General features: G+C 66.6%; 21 protein-coding genes. 5 read left to right on the top strand and 16 right to left on the bottom strand.

Annotated features, from left to right (window positions below; genetic code table 11):
- Positions 1–6: 6 nt before the first annotated feature.
- The 10 genes from N5C28_RS06815 to N5C28_RS06770 form a co-directional block, all read right to left on the bottom strand.
- A complete protein-coding gene (locus N5C28_RS06815; protein ID WP_279821230.1) occupies positions 7–837 on the bottom strand; it encodes a carbohydrate ABC transporter permease in 831 nt (276 codons plus the stop codon).
- Positions 830–1,738 (bottom strand): sugar ABC transporter permease, encoded by a 909-nt coding sequence (locus tag N5C28_RS06810; RefSeq protein WP_279821229.1) that lies wholly within the window; start codon positions 1,736–1,738, stop codon positions 830–832. Before N5C28_RS06810 ends, N5C28_RS06815 begins: the two co-directional genes overlap by 8 nt.
- Before the next feature lie 119 nt (positions 1,739–1,857).
- Positions 1,858–3,126 (bottom strand): ABC transporter substrate-binding protein, encoded by a 1,269-nt coding sequence (locus N5C28_RS06805; RefSeq protein WP_279821228.1) that lies wholly within the window; start codon positions 3,124–3,126, stop codon positions 1,858–1,860.
- Positions 3,127–3,241: 115 nt separating this feature from the next.
- Positions 3,242–4,474 (bottom strand): AGE family epimerase/isomerase, encoded by a 1,233-nt coding sequence (locus tag N5C28_RS06800; RefSeq protein ID WP_279821227.1) that lies wholly within the window; start codon positions 4,472–4,474, stop codon positions 3,242–3,244.
- A gap of 265 nt (positions 4,475–4,739) precedes the next feature.
- Positions 4,740–6,197: an ATP-binding protein gene (locus N5C28_RS06795; RefSeq protein ID WP_279821226.1), complete on the bottom strand. Its 1,458-nt coding sequence runs from the start codon at positions 6,195–6,197 to the stop codon at positions 4,740–4,742.
- Positions 6,187–6,921: a response regulator transcription factor gene (locus N5C28_RS06790; protein ID WP_279821225.1), complete on the bottom strand. Its 735-nt coding sequence runs from the start codon at positions 6,919–6,921 to the stop codon at positions 6,187–6,189. Before N5C28_RS06790 ends, N5C28_RS06795 begins: the two co-directional genes overlap by 11 nt.
- 120 nt (positions 6,922–7,041) lie before the next feature.
- Positions 7,042–8,004: a glucokinase gene (locus tag N5C28_RS06785; protein WP_279821224.1), complete on the bottom strand. Its 963-nt coding sequence runs from the start codon at positions 8,002–8,004 to the stop codon at positions 7,042–7,044.
- Positions 8,001–9,827, bottom strand: a complete 1,827-nt coding sequence (edd, locus tag N5C28_RS06780; protein ID WP_279821223.1) for a phosphogluconate dehydratase — start codon at positions 9,825–9,827, stop codon at positions 8,001–8,003. Before edd ends, N5C28_RS06785 begins: the two co-directional genes overlap by 4 nt.
- Positions 9,828–9,944: 117 nt before the next feature.
- Entirely contained in the window at positions 9,945–10,379 is a 435-nt protein-coding gene (locus tag N5C28_RS06775) for a MerR family DNA-binding protein (RefSeq protein ID WP_279821222.1), read from the bottom strand.
- Between the two features lie 91 nt (positions 10,380–10,470).
- A complete protein-coding gene (locus tag N5C28_RS06770) occupies positions 10,471–11,370 on the bottom strand; it encodes a LysR substrate-binding domain-containing protein (RefSeq protein ID WP_279821221.1) in 900 nt (299 codons plus the stop codon).
- A gap of 100 nt (positions 11,371–11,470) precedes the next feature.
- Between N5C28_RS06770 and N5C28_RS06765 the strand changes: the two genes are divergently transcribed.
- Both N5C28_RS06765 and dkgB read left to right on the top strand, forming a co-directional pair.
- Positions 11,471–12,676 (top strand): MFS transporter, encoded by a 1,206-nt coding sequence (locus tag N5C28_RS06765; protein WP_279821220.1) that lies wholly within the window; start codon positions 11,471–11,473, stop codon positions 12,674–12,676.
- Positions 12,677–12,787: 111 nt separating this feature from the next.
- Positions 12,788–13,591, top strand: coding sequence for a 2,5-didehydrogluconate reductase DkgB (dkgB, locus tag N5C28_RS06760; RefSeq protein ID WP_279821219.1), 804 nt, complete (start codon positions 12,788–12,790; stop codon positions 13,589–13,591).
- Positions 13,592–14,244: 653 nt separating this feature from the next.
- On the opposite strand, the gene arfB is transcribed toward dkgB, so the two are convergent.
- From arfB to N5C28_RS06735, 5 genes are all read right to left on the bottom strand, one after another.
- Positions 14,245–14,658 carry an alternative ribosome rescue aminoacyl-tRNA hydrolase ArfB gene (arfB, locus tag N5C28_RS06755; RefSeq protein ID WP_279821218.1) on the bottom strand — a complete coding sequence of 138 codons (414 nt, stop codon included), beginning with the start codon at positions 14,656–14,658 and terminating at the stop codon, positions 14,245–14,247.
- 78 nt (positions 14,659–14,736) lie between these two features.
- Entirely contained in the window at positions 14,737–15,456 is a 720-nt protein-coding gene (locus N5C28_RS06750) for an LrgB family protein (protein ID WP_279821217.1), read from the bottom strand.
- Positions 15,449–15,817 (bottom strand): CidA/LrgA family protein, encoded by a 369-nt coding sequence (locus N5C28_RS06745; RefSeq protein ID WP_279821216.1) that lies wholly within the window; start codon positions 15,815–15,817, stop codon positions 15,449–15,451. Before N5C28_RS06745 ends, N5C28_RS06750 begins: the two co-directional genes overlap by 8 nt.
- A gap of 11 nt (positions 15,818–15,828) precedes the next feature.
- The gene (locus tag N5C28_RS06740) at positions 15,829–16,341 is read right to left on the bottom strand and encodes a DUF934 domain-containing protein (RefSeq protein ID WP_279821215.1); all 513 of its coding nucleotides are present in this window, start codon (positions 16,339–16,341) and stop codon (positions 15,829–15,831) included.
- Positions 16,338–18,008, bottom strand: a complete 1,671-nt coding sequence (locus N5C28_RS06735; protein WP_279821214.1) for a nitrite/sulfite reductase — start codon at positions 18,006–18,008, stop codon at positions 16,338–16,340. The genes N5C28_RS06740 and N5C28_RS06735 overlap by 4 nt, the downstream gene beginning before the upstream one ends.
- Before the next feature lie 311 nt (positions 18,009–18,319).
- On the opposite strand from N5C28_RS06735, the gene ccoG reads away from it, so the two are divergent.
- From ccoG to N5C28_RS06720, 3 genes are all read left to right on the top strand, one after another.
- On the top strand, positions 18,320–19,738 hold the full coding sequence (gene ccoG / locus N5C28_RS06730; RefSeq protein WP_279821213.1) for a cytochrome c oxidase accessory protein CcoG: 1,419 nt from the start codon (positions 18,320–18,322) through the stop codon (positions 19,736–19,738).
- Positions 19,739–19,797: 59 nt separating this feature from the next.
- A complete protein-coding gene (gene mapR, locus N5C28_RS06725) occupies positions 19,798–21,207 on the top strand; it encodes a GntR family transcriptional regulator MpaR (protein ID WP_279821212.1) in 1,410 nt (469 codons plus the stop codon).
- Positions 21,208–21,361: 154 nt separating this feature from the next.
- Complete coding sequence (locus N5C28_RS06720) at positions 21,362–22,426, top strand: metal-dependent hydrolase (protein WP_279821211.1); 1,065 nt, start codon at positions 21,362–21,364, stop codon at positions 22,424–22,426.
- Between the two features lie 422 nt (positions 22,427–22,848).
- Here the strand turns inward: N5C28_RS06720 and N5C28_RS06715 are convergent, their stop codons facing one another.
- The gene (locus N5C28_RS06715) at positions 22,849–24,804 is read right to left on the bottom strand and encodes a methyl-accepting chemotaxis protein (protein ID WP_279821210.1); all 1,956 of its coding nucleotides are present in this window, start codon (positions 24,802–24,804) and stop codon (positions 22,849–22,851) included.
- Positions 24,805–24,972: the final 168 nt, after the last annotated feature.

The raw sequence follows: 24,972 nt of genomic DNA, 5'->3' as shown, positions 1-24,972 counted from the left end.
GCTCTCCTAACCTTTGACTGCGCCGGCGGTGAGGCCGCGCAGGAAGTACTTGCCAGCCAGCACGTAGACCACCAGGGTCGGCAGGCCGGCGATCATGGCGGCAGCCATGTCGACGTTGTATTCCTTGGCCCCGGTGCTGGTGTTGACCAGGTTGTTGAGGGCCACGGTGATGGGCTGGGCGTCGCCACTGGCGAACACCACCCCGAACAGGAAGTCGTTCCAGATCTGGGTGAACTGCCAGATCAGGCAGACCATGATGATCGGCGTCGACATGGGCAGCAGGATTCGCCCGAAAATGGTGAAGAAGCCCGCCCCGTCCAGGCGCGCGGCCCGCACCAGGGCATCCGGCACGCTCACGTAGTAGTTGCGGAAGAACAGCGTGGTGAAGGCGATGCCGTAGACCACGTGCACCAGCACCAGGCCGGTGGTGGTGTTGGCCAGGCCGAACTTGCCGAGGGTGAACGAGGCCGGCAACAGCACGGTCTGGAACGGCAGGAAGCAACCGAACAGCAGCAGCCCGAAGAACAGCTGCGAACCACGGAAGCGCCACATCGACAGCACGTAGCCGTTCAGCGCGCCGATCGCCGTGGAGATCAGCACCGCCGGCACGGCGATCTTCATCGAGTTCCAGAAGTAGCCATCGACCACACCCCAGGCCTTGACCCAGCCGATCACGGTGAACACCTCGGGCCAGGACAGCAGGTTGCCGGTGCGGATGTCGTCGGGGGTCTTGAAGCTGGTCAGCAGCATCACCACCAGCGGCACCAGGTACAGCGCCGCCGCCAGCAGCAGCGTGGCGTGGATGGCCAGGCGGCTCGGGCTGAATGCTTTATTCATGGCGCTTGCCCCGCAGTTCCGAGTAGAGGTACGGCACCAGGATCGCCAGGATCGCGCCCAGCATCAGCATGGCGCTGGCCGAGCCGATGCCCATCTGGCCGCGACTGAAGGTGAACGAATACATGAACATCGCCGGCAGGTCGGAGGCGTAGCCGGGACCGCCGGCGGTCATGGCGGCGACCAGGTCGAAGCTCTTGATGGCGATGTGGGCGAGGATCATCACCGCACTGAAAAACACCGGGCGCAGGCTCGGCAGGACGATGCGCAGGTAGATGGTCGGCAGGCCCGCGCCGTCCACCTGGGCGGCGCGGATGATCGACTGGTCGACGCTGCGCAGCCCCGCCAGGAACAGCGCCATGACGAAGCCCGAGGCCTGCCACACGGCGGCGATCACCAGGCAGTAGATGACCCGGTCCTGATCCACCAGCCAGTCCAGGCGAAAGCCTTCCCAGCCCCAGTCGCGCAGCATCTTGTCCAGGCCCAGGCCGGGGTTGAGCAGCCACTTCCAGGCGGTGCCGGTGACGATCATCGACAGCGCCATGGGGTACAGGTAGATGGTGCGGATGAAGCCTTCGCGGCGGATGCGCTGATCCAGCAGCACCGCGAGGAACACCCCGATCAGCAGGCTGATGCCGATGAACAGGCCGCCGAACACCAGCAGGTTCTGGCTCGCCACCCACCAGCGGTCGTTGTCCATCAGGCGGGCGTATTGCTGCAGACCCACCCACTTGTAGCTGGGCATGAAGCTGGAGTTGGTGAACGAGAGCACCAGGGTCCAGAGGATGTAGCCATAGAAGCCGACCAGCACCACCACCATGCTCGGCGCCAGCACCAGCTTGGGCAGCCAGCGCTGCAGCGCATCCAGGGGTGAGGCCTTGGTCATTACCGTCGCGACACTCATCGGGCATTACCAGTCAGGGAAGAAATCCGGGCCGAACGCCGCCCCCGACAGGACCGGGGCCCTGTCGCGAGAGGCGTTGTGATGAAGGAAACGGGCCGGGGATACCGGCCCGGTTCAACCTACTGGGCGGATTTGATCGCCGCGTAGATCTGCGCGCCGGCCTTGCTCGGGTCGGCGTTCTTCTCGCTCATGAAGTTGGTCACCACGTCGAAGATGGCGCCCTGCACGGCGAGGTTGGTGGCCATGCTGTGGGCCATGCTCGGCTCCAGCTTGCCGTTCTTGTCGGCCTCCTGGAAATCCTTCATGGAGGCCTGGGCACAGCTGTCGAACTTGCTCATGTCCAGGTCGGAGCGCACCGGGATCGAGCCCTTGTTCTGGTTGAACACGTACTGGAACTCCGGTTCCAGTGCGATGCGCGCCAGGGCGTGCTGGGCGGCGATGTCGCCTTCCTTCTTGAGCTTGAACATGGCCATGGAGTCGATGTTGTAGGTGTAGCTGCCGGCGGTGCCCGGCATCGGCACGCACTGGTAGTCCTTGCCCGCCACCTTGCCGGCGGCGGTCCACTCGCTCTTGGCCCAGTCGCCCATGATCTGCATGCCGGCCTTGCCGTCGATCACTTCGGCGGTGGCCAGGTTCCAGTCACGGCCGGCGCGGTTGTCGTCCATGTAGGTCGAGAGTTTTTTCAGCGCGGTGAAGACTTCGGTCATCTGCGGGCTGGTGAGGGTGGCTTCGTCGTTCTCGACGAATGCCTTGTGGAAGCCCTCGGCGCCCATGATGCCCAGCACCAGGCCTTCGAACACGGTGCTGTCCTGCCACGGCTGGCCGCCGTGGGCCAGGGGAATGAAGCCGGCGGCCTTGAGCTTGTCGCCGGCGGCGTAGAGTTCTTCGAGGGTGGTCGGCGCCTTGTCGATGCCGGCCTTCTCGAACACCTGCGGGTTGATCCACAGCCAGTTGACCCGGTGGATGTTCACCGGCACCGCCACGTAGTGGCCGTCGTACTGCATGGTGTTGGAAACGGTCTTGGACAGCAGGCCATCCCAGTTGTTGGCCTTGGCCACGTCATCGAGGGTGCTCAGCAGGTCGAGCGAGCCCCACTCCTGCAGGTCGGGGCCCTTGATCTGCGCGGCGCCTGGCGGGTTGCCGGAGACCACGCGGGTCTTGAGCACGGTCATGGCAGCGGAACCGGCGCCCCCAGCGACGGCACTGTCCTTCCAGGTGAAGCCGTCTTTCTGCACCAGGTCGCGCAGGACGTTCACGGCAGCGGCTTCACCACCGGAGGTCCACCAATGGACGACTTCGACGGTGCCCTTGGAATCGGCAGCGAGTGCGGAGAGGGGAAACAACGAGGCGAGAGAAACAGCAGTAGCGAGGCGCGTGATCGCGTTCATGTGAATACCTTTTCTTGTTGTTATGCATGCAAGCCTGCTGCTTGCGCTGCATGGATTCTAAGTCCGGTCCACTACCCCGGAGGTAACGAAGGGACGCGCAAATGTCACTGTGGCGTTACACAGCCGCCAGGGCCGTGGCCAGGCTCGGCGCCAGCGGCAGACGCGGCAGCAGCACGGCCTGGTAGGCGTGGTAGAGGTCCGGCTTGCCCGGCCAGATGCTGCCGGCCGGTCGGTTGTGCGGGTCGAGTTCATGGTGCCAGCTGCCACCGTGCAGATCGATGAAGTGGCTCGCACAGAAATCCCAGAAACAGCGGTACCAGTCTTCGTAGAGCGCGTCGCCGGTGCGCCGCAACAAGGCAGCGGCGGCCGCACTGGCTTCAGCATGCACCCAGTGCAGGCGCGCACGCACCACCGGCTGGCCGCTCCAGTCCAGGCTGTACACCAGGCCCGGCGCCCCGTCGGCCGCCCAAGCATCGCGGCAGGCGCTGGCGAACAGGCCGCGGGCATCGTCCAGCAGCCAGTCCGGTGCGGTGAGCCCGGCGTTCTCCATCGCTGCCTCGAGATGCAGCAGCAGGCGCGCCCACTCGAAGCTGTGCCCCGGCGTGCTGCCGTAGGGGCGGAACGGGTCGGCGCGGTTGCCCTCGTTGTAGTCCGGCAGCGCCTGCCAGCCCTGGTCGAAGTGTTCGATCACCACATGCCCCTGGGCCGCGGCGTGGCTGTGGATCACCCGCCCGGCGATACGCAGCGCACGCTGCAACCACAGCGGGTCGCCCGTCGCATCGGCCAAGGCGAGAAAGGCCTCGGTGGCGTGCATGTTGCTGTTGGCGCCGCGGTAGGCTTCTTCCTGCTGCCAGTCGCGGCTGAGGTTCTCGCGCAGCGCCCCTTCCTCTTCGCTCCAGAAGCGCGCGTCGAGAATCGCGATGGCCTCGTCCAGCAGCGCCTGGGCACCGGGCCGCCCGGCGACCTTGGCGGAACTGGCGGCCAGGGCGACGAAGGCATGCAGGTAGGCGGACTTGTCGCCGCTGCAGGTGGCATCGGCGAACCAGCCATCGAACTCGGCGTCGCGCAGGGCACCTTGCAGCGCGGTGATGCCGTGGTCCACCAGCGCCGCGTAACCGGGGATGCCCTGGATATGGGCCAGGGCGAAGCAATGGGTCATGCGCGTGGTGTGGATCAGCTCGGCGACAGCGCCCGGCGGCAGCGTGCCGTCGGCCTCGAGGGCGGCGAAGCCCTGCTCGACCCGGGACGCACGGGCGAATGGCAACAGCCGCGCGCCCTCGGCGTCCAGCCAGGCCAGGTGGGCCGGCTTGAGCAGCCAGCTGTCGGGGTTCAGTGCAGGTCGTGACATTGTTATTGCTCCCTGTCGATCGGCGTTATGGGTACGACAGCGCCGGTCACGTAATGAGCGGAGGAACCGCACGGTGGATGGGTGAAGCGACATCCACCCTACACGGGCGCCGTGACCGGCTGTTGAACCGTAGGGTGGATGACGCTCTTTTCATCCACCACCAGGCGCCGCGGTCGATCACCCGGCAGGCGTCGCTGGAGTCTACCCAGCGCCCCATTACCGCCACGTAACGAAAGCGCCCGCCTTTGTCACCAACCGGTGACATTCACTCCGGGGTGCGCGGCAGGCGCAGGGTGACGCGCAGACCGCCCTCGCGCAGGTTGCGCAGGCTGACTTCGCCGCCGTGGCTGTGGGCGATGTTGCGCGCGATGCCCAACCCCAGGCCGTAGCCCTGCTGCTGCCCGGCCAGGCGGAAGTGCGGCTCGAAGACCTGTTCCAGGCGCTGCTCCGGCACCCCGGGGCCTTCGTCGTCGACGTGCAGCACGTAGGCGTTGTTGTCGTCCTCGATGTGCAGGTGGGCGTTCTGTCCGTACTTGAGGGCGTTGTCCACCAGGTTGCCGATGCAGCGGCGCAGCGCCAGGGGCTTGCCCAGGTAGGCGGCGCGCGCTTCGCCGTCCAGGGTCACGCGGCCGTTGCCCGCCGGCGCCAGGTACGGCTCCACCAGGCAAAGCAGCAGGTGGTTGAGGTCCACCGGCTCGATGTTCTCGTGGATGTCGGTGTCCTTGACGCACTGCAGGGCGCCCTTCACCAGCAGTTCCAAGTCGTCCAGGTCGCGGCCGAACTTGGTCTGCAGGTTCTCGTCGTCCAGCAGCTCGACCCGCAGGCGCAGGCGGGTGATCGGCGTGCGCAGGTCATGGGAAATCGCACTGAACAGCTGGGCGCGCTCGGTCAGGTAACGGCTGATGCGTTCGCGCATGGCGTTGAACGCCCGGGCCACCTCGACCACTTCGCGCCCGCCGCCCTCTTCCACCGGCTCCACTTCGGCGCCCAGCGACATGTGCCGCGCCGCCCGCGCCAGGCGCTTGAGCGGCCGGCTCTGCAAGTGCACCAGCAGGCCGATGAACAGCAGCAGGAAGCCACTGGTGAGCAGAATGAACCACAGCTGCTGGGCCGGCAGGATCGGCTCCTCCAGGCTGGTGTAGGGCTCCGGCAGCAACGAGGCGATATACAGCCATTCTCCGGGCGCCAGCTGGATCTGGGTGACCAGCACCGGCGGATTGACTGGTTCCAGGGTCAGCGCGTAGTGCGCCCAGGAACGCGGCAGCTCGTCGAGTTTCAGACCGCCGTTGAAGATGCGCAGGTCGTCCGGGCTGACGAAGGTCACGGAGATGTCCGCCGCATCGCCGAGAGAGTGACGCAGCACCTCGCCCACCGCGTCCACCACCGCCTGCTTGCGCGGCGTCACCGGCAGCAGACGCATCTGCAACGGGCGGTCGTTGAGGCTGACCACGAAACGCGTGCCGCCCATGCTGCGCAACTGGTCGAGCACCAGCGGCCGATAGGCCACCGGCAGCGAGCGGAAGTAACGCACGCTGGCCGACATCGAATGGGCCAGGCTGCGGGCGGTGGTGACCAGACCTTCAAGCTGGGTGGCACGCAGCTGCGACAGCCAGATGGCGCTGGACAGCGCCTGGGCCGCCAACACCGCCAGCAGGGTCAGCAGCAACATGCGCCCGAGCAGCGAGCGCGGCACCGGCAGCCAGCGCCGCCGCTTAGCGTGCATCGCCCACGTGCGCAGTGACCGCCGCCGCCAGTTGATAGCCACTGCCACGCACGGTGCGGATCAGCCGTGCCGGTTTCTCGGTGTCACGCAGGCGCTGACGCAGGCGACTCACGGCCATGTCGACGATGCGCTCGAGCGGCATCACTTCACGGCCGCGGGTGGCATTGCCGATGGTGTCGCGGTCGAGGATCTGCTGCGGGTGGTCGAGGAACAGCTTGAGCAGGGCGAAATCCGCACCGGAGAGGATCACTTCCTCGCCGTCGCGGTGGAACAGCCGGTGGCTGACCATGTCCAGCCGCCAGTCGTCGAAGGCCAGCACTTCGCCGCCGCGCTCCTGGGTGAACTGCACCCGGCGCAGCAGGGCCTTGATCCGCGCCAGCAGTTCGCGGGGGCTGAACGGCTTGCCCAGGTAATCGTCGGCGCCCAGCTCCAGGCCGATCACCCGGTCGGCTTCATCGGAGCTGGCGGTGAGCATGATCACCGGCACCTGGGCGAAACGCTGGTGCTCGCGCACCCAGCGACAGAGGCTGAAACCGTCCTCGTCGGGCAACATCACATCGAGAATCACCAGGTCGGCCTGCTCCGCGCACAGGCTCTGGCGGAAGCCGGCACCGTCGGCGACGGCGCGCACCTGGAAGCCGGCACGGCTCAGGTAGGTATTCAGCAGTTCACGAATCTCCTGGTCGTCATCGACCAGCAGAATCGACTTTCCGGGCTGGCTCATCGTCCGCCGTCCTTGTTGTGGTGGTTCCGTCGACGCGTCCATGAAGACACCGTCGATGGCTCTACGCTGGCACCCGCCGCGACGTCGCAGTGTCGACGCGCAGCAGATCGTAGACAGGTCTCAGCGCTGTGCCAAGGCCTGTTGTAGGGCCACGCCGGCCCCCATCAGCCCCGGGTACTCGGCCGTCACCAGCCACACCGGGATGCCTTCAAAGTATTCGCTCATGCAGCCCTTGTCGCTGAAGCTCTTGGCAAATCCGCTGCTCAGAAAACGCTCGGCAAAACGCGGCACCACCCCGCCGACGATGTACACCCCGCCCCGCGCACCCAGGGTCAGCACGTTGTTGCCGGCGGCGCGACCCAGCCAGCAGCTGAATTGCTCCAGCACCTCGGCGGCGATGCGCTCGCCGGCCAAGCCGGCGGCGGTGATTTCCGCTGGGGTGGCGTGGTCCGGGTGGTGGCCATCCAGGGCACAGATTGCTCGGTACAGCGCCAGCAGGCCATTGCCGCTGAGCACGTCTTCGGCGCGCACATGGCCCAGCTGGTGATGCAGCACCTGCCAGAGAGCAGCCTCGCGTGGGCTGCCGATCGGCAGGTCGACATGCCCGCCCTCGCCCGGCAACGCCATCCAGCGTCCATCGGGCAGCGCCAGCAGGGTGCCGACACCCAGGCCGGTGCCGGCGCCGATCACCACGGCCGGGCGGTCCGCCTGGGCCTCGCCCGGGCACACCTGCACCCGCTCGTCATCACGCACCCGGGTCATGCCCAGGGCCATGGCGGAGAAGTCGTTGATCAGCAGCAGTTCGTCGACCTGCAAGGTCTCGCAGAACGCCGCACGGCTGATGCGCCAGTGGTTGTTGGTGAAGCGGAACAGGTCGCCGCTGACCGGCCCGGCGCAGGCCAGGCACACCGAGCCGATGGACCCCAGTGGCAAACCCTGGGCCTCCAGGTAGGCGGCGATCGCCTGCTCGGGACCGGAAAAGTCGGCCGTGGCCAGGACCTGCACCGCCTCCAGCTGGTCATCACGCCACAGCGCGAAGCGTGCGTTGGTGCCACCGATGTCGCCAACCAGCGCCAGCTTCACTTCAGCGCTTCCAAGTTGTGGGTGAAGGCGCTGGCGCCCTGCTCGGCCGAGCTGAAGGCCTGGCGCATGAAACCGAACAGTTCGCGGCCGCAGCCGACACCACTGTCCTGCAGGCCGGGCGCAAGTTCGCGCGCGGCCAGTTCCTGATCGTCCACCAACACGCGCAGCTCACCCTTCTGGCCGTCGACCCGAATGATGTCGCCGTCACGCACCCGGGCCAGCGGGCCGCCGTCGTGGGCTTCGGGGCAGACGTGGATGGCCGCCGGGATCTTGCCCGACGCACCGGACATGCGCCCGTCGGTGACCAGCGCCACCTTGAAGCCGCGGTCCTGCAGCACGCCAAGGAACGGGGTCATCTTGTGCAGCTCGGGCATGCCGTTACTGCGCGGCCCCTGGAAGCGCATCACCGCCACGAAATCCCGCTCCAGCTCGCCAGCCTTGAAGGCATCGGCCAGTTCCTGCTGGTCCTGGAACACCCGGGCCGGTGCTTCGACCACCTGGTGCTCGAGCGCCACCGCCGACACCTTCATCACCCCGCGGCCGAGGTTGCCTTCCATCAGGCGCAGGCCGCCTTCCGGCGAAAACGCGCGGGCCACCGGGCGCAGCACGCTTTCTTCCAGGCTGGTGGTCGGGCCGTCGCGCCACACCAGCTTGCCGTCCTCCAGGAACGGTTCACGGGTGTAGCGGCTGAGGCCGTGGCCGGCCACGGTGTTGACGTTCTCGTGCAGCAGCCCGGCGTCGAGCAGCTCGCGGATCAGGAACGCCATGCCGCCGGCCGCCTGGAAGTGGTTGATGTCGGATTTGCCGTTCGGGTAGACGTGGGCCATGGTCGGCACGACTTCCGACAGGTCGGCCATGTCCTGCCAGGTCAGCTGGATGCCTGCCGCCTGGGCGATAGCCGGCATGTGCAGGGTGTGGTTGGTCGAGCCGCCGGTGGCGTTCAGGGCGACGATGGAGTTGACCAGGCAACGCTCGTCGACGATTTCGCCCAGCGGCATGAACTGCCCGCTCTGTTTGGTCAGGCGGGTGATCTGATGCGCCGCCTCCTGGGTCAGGGCATCGCGCAGCGGCGTGTTCGGGTTGACGAAGGACGCGCCCGGCAAGTGCAGGCCCATGACCTCCATCAGCAACTGATTGGTGTTGGCGGTGCCGTAGAAGGTGCAGGTGCCGGGGCTGTGGTAGGCCGCCATTTCCGCGGCCAGCAGCTCGTCACGGCTGGCCTTGCCTTCGGCGTAGCGCTGGCGCACGTCGGCCTTTTCCTTGTTCGACAGCCCGGACGGCATGGGGCCGGCCGGGACGAACAGGGTCGGCAGGTGGCCGAAGCGCAGCGCGCCCATCAACAGGCCGGGCACGATCTTGTCGCAGATGCCGAGCATCAGCGCGGCGTCGAACATGTTGTGCGACAGCGCCACGGCGGTGGACATGGCGATCACTTCGCGGCTGGCGATGCCCAGCTCCATGCCCGGCTCGCCCTGGGTCACGCCGTCACACATGGCGGGCACGCCGCCGGCGAACTGGCCGACCGAGCCGACGTCGCGCAGGGCCTGTTTGATCTGGTCGGGAAAGCGCTCGTAGGGCTGGTGCGCCGAGAGCATGTCGTTGTAGGCGGAGACGATGGCCACGTTGGCGGCGTTCATCAGGCGCAGGGTCTGCTTGTCCTCGCTGCCGCACCCTGCCACGCCGTGGGCGAAGTTGGCGCATTGCAGCTTGCCGCGCTGCGGGCCTTCACTGGCGGCGGCGTGGATCATCGCCAGGTAGCGTTCACGGGTAGCCCGGCTGCGGGCGATCAGGCGGTCGGTGACCTCAAGGACACGAGGATGCATGCTATCGACTCCAGGCTAGGTAACGCCGTATTTTTATAGTTAAAACAAAATACTGCCACCGCAAATCGGAAAACTCCAGCCGGAAAACGGGGCATTTGTAGTAAAAACAACAAACACTCAGGAAGCGGGCAACGCGTCGGCTGGCAGGCAGCAGTGCCGGTTGTCCAGCGCTTCCAGCAGGCGGCAGTGTTCGGCGTGTTCGCTGCTGCAGCCGGCCAGCTTGCTCAGCTCGGCTTTCATCGATTGCAGGTCGCGAATCCGCGCCTCAATGGCCTGCAGGTGCTCCTGCACCAGTTGGTCGGCCTCCGCGCAGGAGCTCTGCGGTTGACTCGCCAACCCGAGCAAGGTGCGAATTTCTTCCAGGCTGAACCCCAGCTCGCGGCCCCGGCGGATGAAGCGAACGCGGCGAATGTCCACGTCGTCGTAGTGGCGGTAGCCCGAGGCGCTGCGCTTGGGCGCCGGCAGCAGCTCGCTGCGCTCGTAGAAGCGAATGGTTTCCAGGTTGACGCCGCTCTCACGGCTCAAGGCGCTGATGGTCATCGGCTTGCCCATGGTCTCACTCCGTAGTGACTACGGGGTTCAGCCTACCGCCAGCGCCGCACAAAGAGAAGCCACCTAGCGCCGCCAGCACCGCAGAACCGTCTCAGGCCCGCGGGTTGTGGGGTAGCCGCGCACTGAGAAAGTCGAGGAAGCAGGTGATGCGCGACGCCAGGGCGGTGTTGCGGTAGTACACCGCATGCACCGGCTGACGCACCTCCACCCGCTGCTCCGGCAACACCTCCACCAGGGCACCGCTGGCGCGGTCGGCGTCGGTCATGAAGTCCGAGAGGCAGACCATGCCCTGGTCGGCCAGCGCCAGCTCGCGCATGGTGTCGCCGCTGGAGACGCGCAGGCTCGGGGTGATTCGCCAGCGCTCGCCGAGAGCATGACGCAGCGGCCATTCGTTGAGGCTGTCGGGCTCGGTGAAGCCGATCAGGCTGTGCCCGGCCAACTCCTCGGTGCGGGTCGGCGTGCCATGGCGGGCCAGGTAGGCCGGGCTGGCCAGCACCCGTCGCCGGCTGTGGCACAGCGGCCGGGCGTGCAGGCTGGAATCGGGCAGCGTGCCGATGCGGATGGCCAGGTCGGTGCGCCGTTCCAGCAGGTCGATGATGCGGTCGTCGCTGTACAGCTCCAGTTCGATCTGCGGGTACAGGGCGCGAAATTCACCGATCATCGGCACGATCACATGCAGCATGAAGGGCGAGGCGGTGTTGATGCGCAAGCGCCCGGCCGGGGCCTGGCGACGCACGGCGATCTGCTCCTCGGCCTCTTCGACGCTGGCAAGGATGCGCCGCGCCTGGGCCAGGAACACCTCGCCCTCCTCGGTCAGCTCCAGGCGGCGCGTGGTGCGGCGCAGCAAGGTGACGTCGAGCTTTTCTTCCAGGCGGCTGAGCGCGCGGCTGACGCCGGAGGCGGTCTGGGCCAGCTGTTCGGCGGCGGCGCTGATCGAGCCACTGTCCACCACGCTGACGAAAGCCAGCAATTCATCGAGGGTTGTTTTCATTCGTGCATATTAGTCAAATATCTTGTGCCGAGAACCCTATTTTTCGGCACGAGTGATCCCAGGAGACTGCGCACCATTCCCCTTCACTGGAGCGCATCCCATGCCCATTGCCCTGCTGGCGCTGACCCTGAGCGCCTTCGCCATCGGTACCACCGAGTTCGTCATCGTCGGCCTGATCCCGACCATCGCCGCCGACCTGGGCGTCAGCCTGCCGTCCGCCGGCCTGCTGGTCAGCCTGTATGCCCTGGGGGTCGCCGTCGGCGCCCCGGTGCTCACCGCCCTCACCGGCAAGGTCCCGCGCAAGGCCCTGTTGCTCGGCCTGATGGTGCTGTTCACCCTGGGCAACCTGCTGGCCTGGCAGGCGCCCGGCTATGAGTCGCTGATCGCCGCCCGCCTGGTCACCGGCCTGGCCCACGGCGTGTTCTTCTCCATCGGCTCGACCATCGCCACCAGCCTGGTACCCAAGGAGAAAGCCGCGAGCGCCATCGCCATCATGTTCACCGGCTTGACCGTGGCCCTGGTCACCGGCGTGCCCCTGGGCACCTTCATCGGCCAGCAGTTCGGCTGGCGCGAGACCTTCCTGGCGGTGTCCGCCCTGGGTGTGATCGCCTTCATCGGCAGCCTGCTGTATGTGCCGAAGACCATCCAACACAACACGCCGGCCTCGGTGCTGCAGCAACTGCAGGTGCTCAAGCAGCCGCGCCTGCTGCTGGTGTATGCGATGACGGCGATCGGCTACGGCGGCACCTTCATTGCCTTCACCTTCCTCGCGCCGATCCTCCAGGACATCTCCGGCTTCAGCGCCGGCAGCGTCAGCCTGGTACTGCTGGTCTATGGCGTGTCGGTGGCGGTCGGCAACATCTGGGGCGGCAAGCTGGCAGACCGCCACGGCCCGATCCGCGCCCTGAAGCTGATTTTCCTGCTGCTGGCCGGGGTGCTGCTCCTGCTCACCTTCACCGCCCACAACCCGTGGCTGGCGCTGGGTACCGTGCTGCTCTGGGGCGCGGTGGCCTTCGGCAACGTGCCGGGGTTGCAACTGTACGTGGTGCGCCAGGCTGAACATCACACCCCCCATGCGGTCGATGTTGCATCGGGCCTGAACATCGCCGCGTTCAACCTGGGCATTGCCATCGGCGCCTGGGCGGGCGGCCTGATCGTCACCCACCTGGGGCTGATCCACACCGCCTGGATCGGCGCGCTGGTGGTGCTGGGCGCCTTCGCCCTGACTGCCCTGAGCGGCCACCTGGACCGCCGCAACCCGCTGCCGGAGAGCAGCGGCGACAGCCGCCTGGTGGTCGGCCACTGATTGGCGTACGGGAGCGGCCTCGACGGCGAGCATGGGTGACGGCACCCATAAAAAGCTCGCGGGCGAGCCCGCTCCTACACGAAGCACCTCTAACCTACTTTGGGAGTTTTTATGCAGACCATTCCTTCGCTGGGCCTCGGTACTTTTCGCCTCAAAGGGCAGCAGGTGATCGACGCCGTGCGCACCGGCCTGGAGCTGGGCTACCGGCACATCGACACCGCGCAGATCTACGGCAATGAAGCGGAAATCGGCCAGGTCATCGCCGAGAGCGGCATCCCCCGTGACGAGCTGTTCGTCACCACCAAGATCTGGACCGAGAACCTCGGCCACGATGCGCTGATTCCCAGCCTCGAAGACAGCCTGGCCAAGCTGCGCCTCGACCATGTGGACCTGACCCTGATCCACTGGCCGTCACCCAACGATACCCTCGCCGTAAGCGACTACCTGGGCACCCTCCTCGCCGCCAAGCAGCAGGGCCTGACGCGCTCGATCGGTGTGTCGAACTTCACCAACGCCCACCTGCAGCAGGCCATCGACGCCGTGGGCGCGGACCAGATCGCCACGCACCAGGTGGAGATTCACCCGTTCCTGCAGAACCGCAAGGTCGTGGCGTTCGCCCAGCAACACGGCATCCACCTCACGGCCTACATGCCGCTGGCCTACGGCAAGGTGATGCACGACCCGGTGATCCAGGGCATCGCCGCCGCCCAGGGCGTGACCGCGGCGCAGGTCAGCCTGGCCTGGCTGCTGCAACAGGGCTTTGCGGTGATCCCGTCGTCGACCAAGCGCGCCAACCTGCAAAGCAACCTGGACGCCATCACCCTGCGCCTGAGCGACACGGAAATGGACGCCATCGCCGCCCTGGACAAGGGTGACCGCCTGGCCAACCCGAACTTCGCCCCGAAATGGGATTGAGGCGCTAACGGCAAGTCGCCTGGATCGAGGTACCCGTAGGGTGGGTTAGGCGCCTGTCACCGACGTTGAAAACACCACCACCTCAGCCGCGCCGTAACCCACCATCGCAGCACCACCGGCTACCGCTTGGTGGGTTACGCGACGCGCTGCAACCGAGGCGACCCAACGATTCCGAACAGCGCCGCTAACCCACCCTACGCAATCGTCAGTTCGCCACACCCGTAGGGTGGGTTAGGTGCCTGTCACCGACGTTGAAAACACCACCGCCTCAGCCGCGCCGTAACCCACCATCGCAGCACCACCGGCTACCGTTTGGTGGGTTACGCGACGCGCTGCAACCGCGGTGACCCAACGATTCCGAACAGCGCCGCTAACCCACCCTACGCCAATCGCCAGTTCGCCAGTTCGCCACACCCGTAGGGTGGGTTAGGCGCCTGTCACCGACGTTGAAAACACCACCGCCTCAGCCGCGCCGTAACCCACCATCGCAGCACCACCGGCTACCGCTTGGTGGGTTACGCGACGCGCCGCAATCGCGGTGACCCAACGATTCCGAACAGCGCCGCTAACCCACCCTACGAAAAAACCGGCGTTTCGCCGCCCCCGTTCCCGGACACTCCGCGTTCGCCACGCCGATGTCCTGGAATACGCCCTCAGAAATCCACTTTTCCTCTGCCCGCCTTGATCGCGCCGCGCTTGCTCTTGCCTTCCAGGCGCCGGGTCTTGGAGCCCAGGGTGGGCTTGGTCGGGCGGCGGGCCTTTTCGGTCTTGCCGGCGCTGCGGATCAGCTCGCCCAGGCGCTCCAGGGCGTCGGCGCGGTTCTGTTCCTGGGTGCGGTATTGCTGGGCCTTGATGATGATCACGCCGTCGGCGGTGATGCGGCTGTCGCGCAGGGCCAGCAGGCGTTCCTTGTAGAACGGCGGCAGCGACGAGGCCTGGCTGTCGAAGCGCAGGTGCACCGCGCTGGAAACCTTGTTGACGTTCTGCCCGCCAGCGCCCTGGGCGCGGATGGCGGTCAGTTCGACTTCGTGTTCAGGCAGGTGGATGCTGTTGGAAATGACCAGCATGGCTAACAACTTGACGGCGAACGGAAGGCACAGGATACCCGCTATCGACCGGCGCCGCCGACACGCGTCGCCCGAGCGCTAGAGCGCGGCCAGCGCCCAGCCCATCAGCAGCGGCAGCGCCACGGCGCTGATCACCCCCAGCAGGCTCATGCCCAGGGCGGCGAAGGCGCCGCATTCCGAGCCCTCTTCCAGCGCCCGGGCGGTGCCGATGGCGTGGGCATTGATGCCGTAGCTCAGCCCCCGCGCCGCCGGGTGGGTGATCTTGAACAGCCCCAGCAACCACGGCCCCAGCGCCGTGCCGACCACCCCAGTGATCATCACGAACACCGCCGCCAGGGACGCCAGGCCGCCGAGCTGCTCGGCCACCAGCATGGCGATGGGCATGGTCACCGACTTGCCCGACAGACTCGCCAGCACCGGCAGTTCCGCGCCCATGGCGGAGGCGATAATCAGGGTCAGGGCCACGGTCAGGGTGCCGCCGAACAGCACCGTCAGCAGCACCGGCGCTGCCAGCAGGCGGATGCGCTTGATGTTGTTGTACAGCGGCACGGCCAGGGCGATGGTCACCGGCCCGAGCAGGAAGGCGATGGGCTCTGCGCCCTGGCGGTAGGTGGCGTAATCCATGCCGCACAGATACAGGGTGCCCACCACCAGCAACATGGACACCAGCACCGGCTGCAGCACCAGCCAGCCACTGCGCTTGTAGACCATCAGGGCGAACTGGAAGGCCAGCAGGGTCAGCCCCACCGGGAACAGCGGGTGATCGATCACCAGCTGCGCAATGGCCCACTCACTCATGACCGCCCTCCACCTTGCGCTCCACACGCCGCGCCAGACGCTGCATCATCCAGCCGCACAAGGGCACGGTGACCAGCAGCGACAGGCACAGCGCGACGAGGATCGCCGGCAGATCGGCCAGCAGCGCGTCGCTGGCGACCATGATCCCGGCCGCCGGCACCACGAACAGCAGCGGCAGGTACTGCAGCAAGGTGCCGGTCGCCTGGGTCAGCGGCTCGCTCACCTGGCCGCGCAACAGCAGGTAGCCGAACAGCAGCAACAGGCCGATGACGCTGCCGGGCAGCATGGGCAGCAGCAGTTCGCTGAGGACACTGCCGAGGATTTGCAGGAGGACCAGCCAGGTCAGTCCTTTCAACACCATGAATACGCTCCTTACGTGCGGCGGCGGAACAGCGGCCGCGGCTCGATTGCCGACCGCCCGTATACCACACTCACGCCGGCCAGTCCCTTGAGGGCGTCCGCCACGGACTTGTCTTCGCGCACCGCAAAGGCATCGAAGCCGCACTGGCGCATGTGGCTGAGCTGGTCGCGCAGCACGTCGCCCACCGCCCGCAGTTCGCCGCGCCAGCCCAGGCGCGTGCGCAGCAGGTAGGCCTGGCTGTAGCCACGGCCATCACGGAAGCTGGGGAAGTCGATGGCAATCAATGGCAGCACGTTCAGGTAGGGCTGCAGCCCCTCCACCTCGTCGTCCGGCGCCAGGCAAAGGCCGTCGGCGCTGAGGTGCTCGCCGCTCAGGACGGCCTCGTCCTGACGGGCGATCCAGGCGCTCAGCGGCAGGATCAGCTGGCCTTCCGGCAGCGTCTCCGGCACCGGGTCGATACGCTGCCAGGGGTCGTTCTCGACGATCTGCGGTGCGCCGTCGATCAAGCGGATCAGGTTGTTCATGCGGGCACCTCCGCCTTGCGGTAGACCTGTTCCTTGAACGGTTCCAGGCCGATGCGCTGCACGGTATCGACGAAACGTTCCTCGACTTCGCGGTAATCGGTGAAGGTGCGCACCAGGCCTTCGATCACGTCGGGAATTTCCGCCGCGCTGAACGACGGGCCGATGACCTTGCCCAGCGCGCTGTCCTTGCCCTGGGCGCCGCCGATGGTGACCTGGTACCACTCGCTGCCGTTCTTGTCGACGCCGAGGATGCCGATATTGCCGATGTGGTGGTGGCCGCAGGCGTTCATGCAGCCGGAGATATTCAGGCTCAGGTCGCCGAGGTCGTGCAGATAGTCGAGGTCGCTGAAGCGTTCCTGGATCGCCTGGGCGATGGGGATCGATTTGGCGTTGGCCAGGGCGCAGAAATCACCGCCCGGGCAGGCGATGACATCGGTCAGCAGGCCGATGTTCGGCGTGCCCAGCCCCGCCTCGCAGGCGGCCTGCCACAACGCGTAGAGATCGCCCTTGCGCACGTCCGGCAGCACCAGGTTCTGTTCGTGGGCGATGCGGATTTCGCCGAAGCCGTAGTGCTCGGCCAGCTCGGCGACGCGCTCCATCTGTTCGGCGGTCACGTCCCCCGGGGGCGCGCTGAGGCCCGGCTTGGTCGACAGCACCGCCGCTACGTAGCCCGGCACCTTGTGGGTCAGGGTATTGCGCGACACCCAGCGGGCGAAGTCGGCGTCACGCGCCAGGTCGCTGCCCAGCCCCAGGTCGATGTCCGGCAGGTGTTCGTAGTGCGGCGCGACGAAGGCATCGGCGACGCGCTGGTATTCCGCCTCGGTGAGTTCGGCCGGGCCGTCCTTGATGTGTTGCCACTCCTCCTCGACTTCACGGGCGAAGGCCTCGATGCCCAGCGCCTTGACCAGGATCTTGATCCGCGCCTTGTACTTGTTGTCGCGCCGACCGTGGCGGTTGTAGACCCGCAGGATGGCTTCGACATACGACAGCAGGTGCCGCCACGGCAGCGCCTCGCGGATCTGCTGGCTGAGGATCGGCGTGCGCCCCAGGCCGCCACCGACCATGACGCGGAGCAGCATCTGCCCCTGCTCGTCGCGGTAAACGTAGAGCCCGATGTCATGCATCATCACCGCCGCACGGTCCTCCTCGGCGGCGCACAGGGCGATCTTGAATTTGCGCGGCAGGTAGAGGAATTCCGGGTTGATGGTCGACCACTGGCGCAGAATTTCCGCCAGCGGGCGCGGGTCCAGCAGCTCGTCGGCGGCCACCCCGGCAAAGGCCTCGGTGGTGATGTTGCGCACGCAGTTGCCGGAGGTCTGGATGGCGTGCATCTGCACGTCGGCCAGCAGTTCGAGGATGTCCGGCACCTGTTCCAGCTCGATCCAGTTGAACTGGATGTTCTGCCGCGTGGTGAAGTGCCCGTAGCCGCGGTCGTAGTCCCGGGCGATCTGCGCCAGGGTGCGCATCTGCCGCGCCGCCAGCGTGCCGTAGGGAATCGCCACGCGCAGCATGTAGGCGTGCTTCTGCATGTACAGGCCGTTCTGCAGGCGCAGCGGCAGGAATTCCTCTTCGCTCAGCTCGCCGCTGATGCGCCGCCCGACCTGGTCGCGGAACTGCGCCACCCGCTCGCGCACCAGCGCCTGGTCGTATTCGTCGTACTGGTACATGCCGCGCCACCTCATCGAACCCACGGTCATCGCCCCCGGCTCTGGCCGGGTGGCGTTCAGGTCGAAGACTATGCGCAGCCGGCTGCACACGAACCAGACTCAGATAATTCAAAAAAAACCGGATCAGGCATCCGACACAACGCCTGAAAGGTAAGCGCAGGCTGTCGGTATTGCTCACGCCTACGGTCAGCCAGGCATGGGCATCCAATCCATCTGATACGGTTTTTATTGGAAAATCTGAGTCTGTTTTCAATACACGCCAGCGTCGATCATGCACACAGCCAAAGATAACGCCAGATGAGGCGACCACCATGACCGACCGCATTCCCGTCACACTCATAGACACCATCAACCCCAAGGCCCCGGTGCGCCTGACCCCGGCCCAGGCCGGCGGTGCGATTCACACCCGCAGTTTCACCGGCCTGTACCGCAACCTGCGCCTGTACGGTGCCGGCCTGCTGTTCCTGCTGTTCTTCGGTACAGCCTGGCTGAACTGGGGTGATCGCCAGGCGGTGCTGTGGGACCTGGGTGGCAGCCAGTTCCATATCTTCGGCGCCACCTTCTGGCCCCAGGACTTCATCCTGCTCTCGGCGCTGCTGATCATCGCGGCGTTCGGCCTGTTCTTCATCACAGTGTTCGCCGGCCGCGTGTGGTGCGGCTACACCTGCCCGCAGAGCGTGTTCACCTGGGTCTTCATGTGGGTGGAAAAGGTCACCGAGGGCGAGCGCCACCAGCGCATCAAGCTCGACGCAGCCCCCTGGTCGCTGAACAAGCTGGCACGGCGCGCGGCCAAGCACAGCCTGTGGGGCGCGGTCAGCCTGGCCACGGGCCTGACCTTCATCGGCTACTTCACCCCGATCCGCGACCTGGTGCAGGACCTGCTGCTGCTCGATATGAACGGCACCACCACGTTCTGGGTGCTGTTCTTCACCACGGCCACCTACCTCAATGCCGGCTGGCTGCGCGAGAAGGTCTGCGTGCACATGTGCCCCTATTCGCGCTTCCAGGGTGTGATGTTCGACCAGGACACCCTGCTGGTCTCCTATGACAGCGCCCGCGGCGAAGGCCGTGGCCCGCGCCGCAAGGACAGCGACTACCGCGCCGAAGGCCTGGGCGATTGCATCGACTGCACCGTGTGCGTGCAGGTCTGCCCGACCGGCATCGACATCCGCGACGGCCTGCAACTGGACTGCCTCAGCTGCGGCGCCTGCATCGACGCCTGCGACGAGGTGATGGACAAGATGGGCTATGAACGTGGCCTGGTGCGCTACACCTCCGAACGCGCCCTGGCCGGCGGCAAGACCCGCCTGCTGCGCCCGCGCCTGGTGGCCTACGCCATCGCCCTGCTGGCGATGATCGGTGCCACGGTCTGGGCCTTCGAAACCCGCGCGCCGATTTCCCTGGACGTGACCAAGGACCGCGGCCTGTTCCGCGAGAACAGCGTCGGCCAGATCGAGAACATCTACAGCCTGAAGATCATCAACAAGACCCAGCAGCCACGCCGCTACGCCGTGTCGCTGGCCGAGGGCGGCGGTGACTACGCCCTGCAGGGCAAGCGCGAGATCGAGCTGGCCCCCGGCGAGATCCTCGATGTGCCAGTCAGTGTGGCGCTGCTGAAGGAGCGTTCGCGCGGCGGTTCGGAGCCGATCGTGTTCGAGGTGCAGGACCTGCAGGATGCAGACAGCCGCGTCAGCGCGCGCAGCGCCTTCGTCAGCCCGGCCGGTCGTTGAGGGCAGGCATGAACGCTGGTATAGAGTATGGCGCTCCGCCTCCCCTGAATCAGGACAAGATGAAGCGCTACGAAAAGTTTGCCGATGAAATCGCCGAGCTGATCCGTACCGGCGTACTGGCCGCGGGTGAAAAGGTCCCCTCGGTGCGGCACGCCAGCCGCACCTACGGGGTCAGCCCGTCTACGGTGTTCCAGGCCTATTACCTGCTGGAAGACCGCGGCCTGATCCACGCCCGGGCGCGCTCCGGCTACTTCGTCCGCGAACACGCACAGCACCCGTTGCACGAGCCGGAGATCAGCACCCAGCAGGCGCAGACCACCGAGGTGGATGTCAGCGAACTGGTGTTCTCCGTGCTCGGCTCGCTGAAGGACCCGAACACCGTGCCCTTCGGTTCGGCCTTCCCCAGCCCCAACCTGTTCCCCCTGCCCCGCCTGGCGCGCTCCATGGCCCAGAGCGTGAAGGACATGCAGCCCCAGGCGGTGATCGCCGACATGACCGAGGGCAACCCCAACCTGCGCCGGCAGATCGCCCTGCGCTACATGGTCAGCGGCGTGATGCTGCCGCTGGAAGAACTGGTGATCACCAACGGCGCCATGGAGGCCCTCAACCTCTGCCTGCAGTGCGTGACCCAGCCGGGCGACCTGGTGGCCATCGAGGCGCCGGCCTTCTACGCCACCCTGCAGGTGCTGGAACGGCTCAAGCTCAAGGCGGTGGAAATCCCCGTGCACCCGCGCGAAGGCATCGACCTGGAGAGCCTGGCCGGCAGCCTGGCCACCCTGCCGATCAAAGCCTGCTGGTTCATGAGCAGCCTGCAGAATCCGCTGGGTGCGAGCATGAGCGAGGGCAAGAAAGCCGCCCTCTATGACCTGCTGCGCGAGCACCAGGTGCCGCTGATCGAAGACGACGTGTACGCCGAGCTTTACTTCGGCAATCAGCCGCCCAAGCCGGTGAAGAGCCATGACCGCGACGGCCTGGTGATGCACTGCGGCTCGTTCTCCAAATGCCTGGCGCCCGGCTACCGGGTCGGCTGGGTGGCGGGCGGACGCTTCGCCGAACAGATCACCCGGCAGAAACTGATGACCACCATCTCGCCGTCGGTGCCGGCCCAGGCGGCCCTGGCCGACTACCTGCAGCACGGCGGCTTCGACCGGCACCTGCGCAAGCTGCGCCACGCCCTGGAATCGCAGCAGGACTCGATGCTCGCCTCGGCGGCCCGGCACTTCCCGGCGCACACCCGGGTCACCCGGCCCAGCGGCGGTTACTTCCTGTGGTTCGAGTTTCCCGAGCAGGTCGACTCGCTGCGTCTGTTCAAGCTGGCCCTGGCCCAGGGCATCAGCCTCGCACCGGGGCCGATCTTCTCCGCCAACCGGCGCTTCGGCAACTGCGCGCGGCTGAACTACGGCCACCCCTGGACCAGCCAGAGCGAAAAGGCCATGGCCACCCTGGGGCAGATCATCGCGTCGTTCTGAGGCACGACGGGATCACTGCGACGGACCGCTGCGACCAGTCAAAATCAAGGCCTGCCGGGTAGTCCGTAGCTGAAACCTTTGCTTGAAATTTCTCACAGCAAACGGCTCGCGGCTCGGCTAACGTAGCCGCCTGATTCCGTCACGAGGTCGCTTCATGGATTCCATTACCCAGGCGGTGCTGGGCGCCACCATTCAGGGCGCCCTGCTCGGTCGCTGGCAAGGCCGCAAGGCGCTGGTGTACGGCGCCATGCTCGGCACCGTGCCGGACCTGGACGTGGTCATCGACTACGGCGACGCCGTGGCCGACATGACCTTCCACCGCGGCTTCAGCCACTCGCTGTTCTTCCTCAGCGCCCTGGCGGTGCTGCTGACCTGCCTGGCCCGGCGCTACCGACCGCACCCCGGGTATTCGGCGCAACGGCTGTTCCTGACGTTATGGCTGGTGCTGATCACCCACCCGCTGCTCGACAGTTTCACCAGCTACGGCACCCAGCTGTTCTGGCCGCTGATGCCAATCCCCACCGCCTGGTCGAGCATCTTCATCATCGACCCGCTGTACACCGTGCCGCTGATCGTCGCGGTGCTGCTCGGCGCCATCGGCGGCCTGCACGGCAAGGTCAGCAAGGCCCCCGCCATCGCCCTCGTCCTCTCGACCTGCTACCTGGGCTTCACCGTGGCCGGCAAGGTCATGGCCGAGCAGCGCGTGGAAGCCGAACTGGCCCGCCAGGGCATCCAGGCCGAGGCGGTCTTCAGCGGCCCGACGCCATTCAACAGCCTGCTCTGGCGGGTCACCGTGGTCGACGGCGAGGATTACTACGAAACCCTGGTGGGCTGGCGCGACACCGCGCCGCCGCACCTGGAGCGTCTGCCTCGCGGCCTGGCGCTGGCCGAGGCGCTGAAGGACTCGCCGGCCCATGCCCGCCTGGCCTGGTTTACCGGTGGCATCCTGCGCTACGACCGCATCGACGACCACCTGATCGTCACCGACCTGCGCCTGGGCATGACCGGCTTCCACCCCTTCCGCTTCGACTTCGCCCACTGGCAGGACGGCGCCTGGCAGGTCAATCCCTGGATCGACCGCCTGCCCATGGAACGCGGCAGCCTGGAACACATGAAGCTGCTGTGGTCTCGCGCCTGGCAACCGGAAGTCCAGGTGCCGCTGACGCAATGGGCGGATGAACTGCGCAAACCGGTGCCGGTGCTCGGCAAGGCGCATTGATACGGGACCCTCTGATGGCTCCCACGCTCCGCGTGGTAGCCCAATCCCGTGACGCTCCGCGTCACCCACGGTGGGGCTGACGCGTAACTACCCGTAGGAGCGGACTTGTCCGCGAGCTTTTCGTCGCTACCGACAGATCACTGCCAGAACAACGATCGCCGAGCTCGGGGCTGAAGCCCCTCCTACAGGGGCACGATAGGGCTGACGACCGATAGCCCGCAGCGGACGCAGAACGTCCGGGGCTGCATGCCCACGCGGAGCGTGGGAACGATCACGGCAGGGCTGACGCGTAACTCCCCGTAGGAGCGGACTTGTCCGCGAGCTTTTTTGGCTCTACCCACAGATCACTGCCAAAACACGACCGCCGAGCTCGGGGCTGAAGCCCCTCCTACAGAGGGCACCTACAGCCCCGGATCAGGCCCTCAGGTCCGGAACTGCCGCACCAGACCTTGCAGCTCCACACCCAGGCGGGCCAGTTCGGCGCTGGAGGCGGCGGTCTGTTCGCTGGCGCTGGCGCTCTGTTCGCCGATGTCGCGCACGCGGGTCACGCTTTCGCTGATGGTCTCGGCCACCGCACTCTGCTCTTCGGCCGCGGCGGCGATCTGCTGGTTCATCTGTTCGATGGTGCTGACCGCCTGGGTGATGCGGCCAAGGGCGTCGCCGGCCTGGCCGGCCAGGGCCACGGTGCGCTGGGTCAGGGTGCGGCTGCTTTCCATCTGCTGCACCGCGCCCTTGGCCATGCGCTGCAGGCTGGCGATCAGGGTTTCGATTTCTTCGGTGGACTCATGGGCGCGGCGCGCCAGGGCCCGCACCTCGTCGGCGACCACGGCGAAACCACGGCCCTGCTCACCGGCCCGAGCGGCCTCGATGGCGGCGTTCAGCGCCAGCAGGTTGGTCTGCTCGGCGACGTTGCGGATCACTTCCAGCACGCTGCCGATGCGCGCGCTTTCCTGGTTCAGGGCCTGGATGGCTTCGGCGGACTGCTCCACCTCGCTGGCCAGGTCGCCGATCTGGCTGACCGCCTGCTGCACCACTTGGTTGCCCTGCTGGGCTTCCTGGTCGGCATCGCGCGCGGCCAGGGAGGCCTGCTCGGCGTTCTGCGCCACTTCCTGCACGGTGGCAGCCATCTGGTGCATGGCGGTGGCGGTCTGTTCGGTTTCGACTTTCTGGGTTTGCACGCCGACGCTGGTCTGCGAGGTGATCGCCGACAGCTGCTCGGCGGCCGCAGCGATCTGGCTCACACCACCGCCGATGCGCCCGACCAGGTTGCGCAGGCTGCCGGTCATGCTCTGCATGGCCTTGAGCAGTTGCCCCAGTTCGTCGCCACGGTTGACCGGCAGGTCCTGGCTCAGGTCGCCCTCGGCGATGCGCTGGGCGAAGGCCACGGTCTGACGCAGCGGCGCGACGATCGAACGGGTGATGCTCCAGCCCGCCGCCAGACCGATGACGATGGCAGCGATGCCCATCACGCCAAGCAGCAGCATGGCCTGACGGCTGTCGTCGGACATGCCCTGCTCTTCCAGGTTCTTGGCTTCGCCGGCCATGGCCAGCACCTTGTCGGCCTGCTCGAGCATGGTCGCGCCACTGGCCAGGTTCTGCTGGTGCACCTGCTGGTAATTGGCGAAGGCCTGCTGGTAGGTGCCGAGGGCGGTCATGGCCACTTCGATGGCGCGTTTCTGGTCTTCGTTGAGCCAGACCATCAGTCCCTGGGCCGAGGACTGCAGGTCGTAGTTGACGTAGTTCCAGTCTTCCAGCGCCGACTCGGAGCCGTCGATGATGTACAGGCTCTCGTGGCCGCGCAGCTCGAGCATGCGCTTGCTGAGGTTGGAGGCGGTTTCGGCCAGGGTCAGCGGGTCGCTGCCGCGCAGGTTATCGCCGCTCAGGCGCAGTTCGCGCACCGCGTCGTACATGCCCAACTCGGTCATTTCGAACTGGTCGCGGGCTTCGCGCGCGGCCTCTTCCATCTGGGTCCGGGCTTCGGTGGCTCGGGTCTGCTGCAGCACGAAGGCGTCGAACTGGGTCAGGTAATCCGCCGTTGCCTGCGCCATGGCCTGCATGCGGCTCTTTTCAGTGGCGCTCGCCAGGGCCACCTGCTCGTCCAGCAGGGCCTGCACCTTGGCCAGTTGTTCGCGCATCCGTTGCGCATCGGTCTCGGCATGGCTCAGGGCGAAATCACCCTCGATGCGCCGGGCCTGGAGGATTGCCGCATCGATCGCCGACAGGCGAACGGTCTGCGCATGCCCCTGCATGACCGACTGCACGGCGACGAAGCCACTGCCGGTCACCGCGATGGTGAGCAGCAGAACCAGGCCGAAGCCCACGAGGAGCTTCTTGCCAACGGCGAGGTCGACGAAAAGACGGATGACGGATTGCAACATGAAACGACTCCATTGTTTTTATCAGCTACGGCACTCGGGAGCGTCTGGAATGGGCCCCACAGCGATGCCGTCGTTCACGATCATGTCAGTGCACTGTTGCAGTGGAACTAGCCCGCCCTGACAGCTCGTCATCGGCCGAGCGCGGCAAAGCGTTAACCTTAATTGCAA

Source organism: Pseudomonas sp. GD03944, assembly GCF_029839275.1.
Classification (GTDB): Bacteria; Pseudomonadota; Gammaproteobacteria; order Pseudomonadales; family Pseudomonadaceae; genus Aquipseudomonas.
This window is presented reverse-complemented; position numbering and strand designations above follow the sequence as displayed.

Bases quoted from the DNA above. Each gene is read 5' to 3' on its own strand.
- N5C28_RS06800 (WP_279821227.1), bottom strand. From the start codon at position 4,474: ATGTCACGACCTGCACTGAACCCCGACAGCTGGCTGCTCAAGCCGGCC.
- dkgB (WP_279821219.1), top strand. From the start codon at position 12,788: ATGCAGACCATTCCTTCGCTGGGCCTCGGTACTTTTCGCCTCAAAGGG.
- N5C28_RS06735 (WP_279821214.1), bottom strand. From the start codon at position 18,008: ATGTACCAGTACGACGAATACGACCAGGCGCTGGTGCGCGAGCGGGTG.
- ccoG (WP_279821213.1), top strand. From the start codon at position 18,320: ATGACCGACCGCATTCCCGTCACACTCATAGACACCATCAACCCCAAG.
- N5C28_RS06750 (WP_279821217.1), bottom strand. From the start codon at position 15,456: ATGAGTGAGTGGGCCATTGCGCAGCTGGTGATCGATCACCCGCTGTTC.
- N5C28_RS06740 (WP_279821215.1), bottom strand. From the start codon at position 16,341: ATGAACAACCTGATCCGCTTGATCGACGGCGCACCGCAGATCGTCGAG.
- N5C28_RS06765 (WP_279821220.1), top strand. From the start codon at position 11,471: ATGCCCATTGCCCTGCTGGCGCTGACCCTGAGCGCCTTCGCCATCGGT.
- N5C28_RS06790 (WP_279821225.1), bottom strand. From the start codon at position 6,921: ATGAGCCAGCCCGGAAAGTCGATTCTGCTGGTCGATGACGACCAGGAG.
- N5C28_RS06815 (WP_279821230.1), bottom strand. From the start codon at position 837: ATGAATAAAGCATTCAGCCCGAGCCGCCTGGCCATCCACGCCACGCTG.
- arfB (WP_279821218.1), bottom strand. From the start codon at position 14,658: ATGCTGGTCATTTCCAACAGCATCCACCTGCCTGAACACGAAGTCGAA.
- edd (WP_279821223.1), bottom strand. From the start codon at position 9,827: ATGCATCCTCGTGTCCTTGAGGTCACCGACCGCCTGATCGCCCGCAGC.
- N5C28_RS06810 (WP_279821229.1), bottom strand. From the start codon at position 1,738: ATGAGTGTCGCGACGGTAATGACCAAGGCCTCACCCCTGGATGCGCTG.
- mapR (WP_279821212.1), top strand. From the start codon at position 19,798: ATGAAGCGCTACGAAAAGTTTGCCGATGAAATCGCCGAGCTGATCCGT.
- N5C28_RS06805 (WP_279821228.1), bottom strand. From the start codon at position 3,126: ATGAACGCGATCACGCGCCTCGCTACTGCTGTTTCTCTCGCCTCGTTG.
- N5C28_RS06795 (WP_279821226.1), bottom strand. From the start codon at position 6,197: ATGCACGCTAAGCGGCGGCGCTGGCTGCCGGTGCCGCGCTCGCTGCTC.
- N5C28_RS06775 (WP_279821222.1), bottom strand. From the start codon at position 10,379: ATGGGCAAGCCGATGACCATCAGCGCCTTGAGCCGTGAGAGCGGCGTC.
- N5C28_RS06745 (WP_279821216.1), bottom strand. From the start codon at position 15,817: ATGGTGTTGAAAGGACTGACCTGGCTGGTCCTCCTGCAAATCCTCGGC.
- N5C28_RS06715 (WP_279821210.1), bottom strand. From the start codon at position 24,804: ATGTTGCAATCCGTCATCCGTCTTTTCGTCGACCTCGCCGTTGGCAAG.
- N5C28_RS06720 (WP_279821211.1), top strand. From the start codon at position 21,362: ATGGATTCCATTACCCAGGCGGTGCTGGGCGCCACCATTCAGGGCGCC.
- N5C28_RS06770 (WP_279821221.1), bottom strand. From the start codon at position 11,370: ATGAAAACAACCCTCGATGAATTGCTGGCTTTCGTCAGCGTGGTGGAC.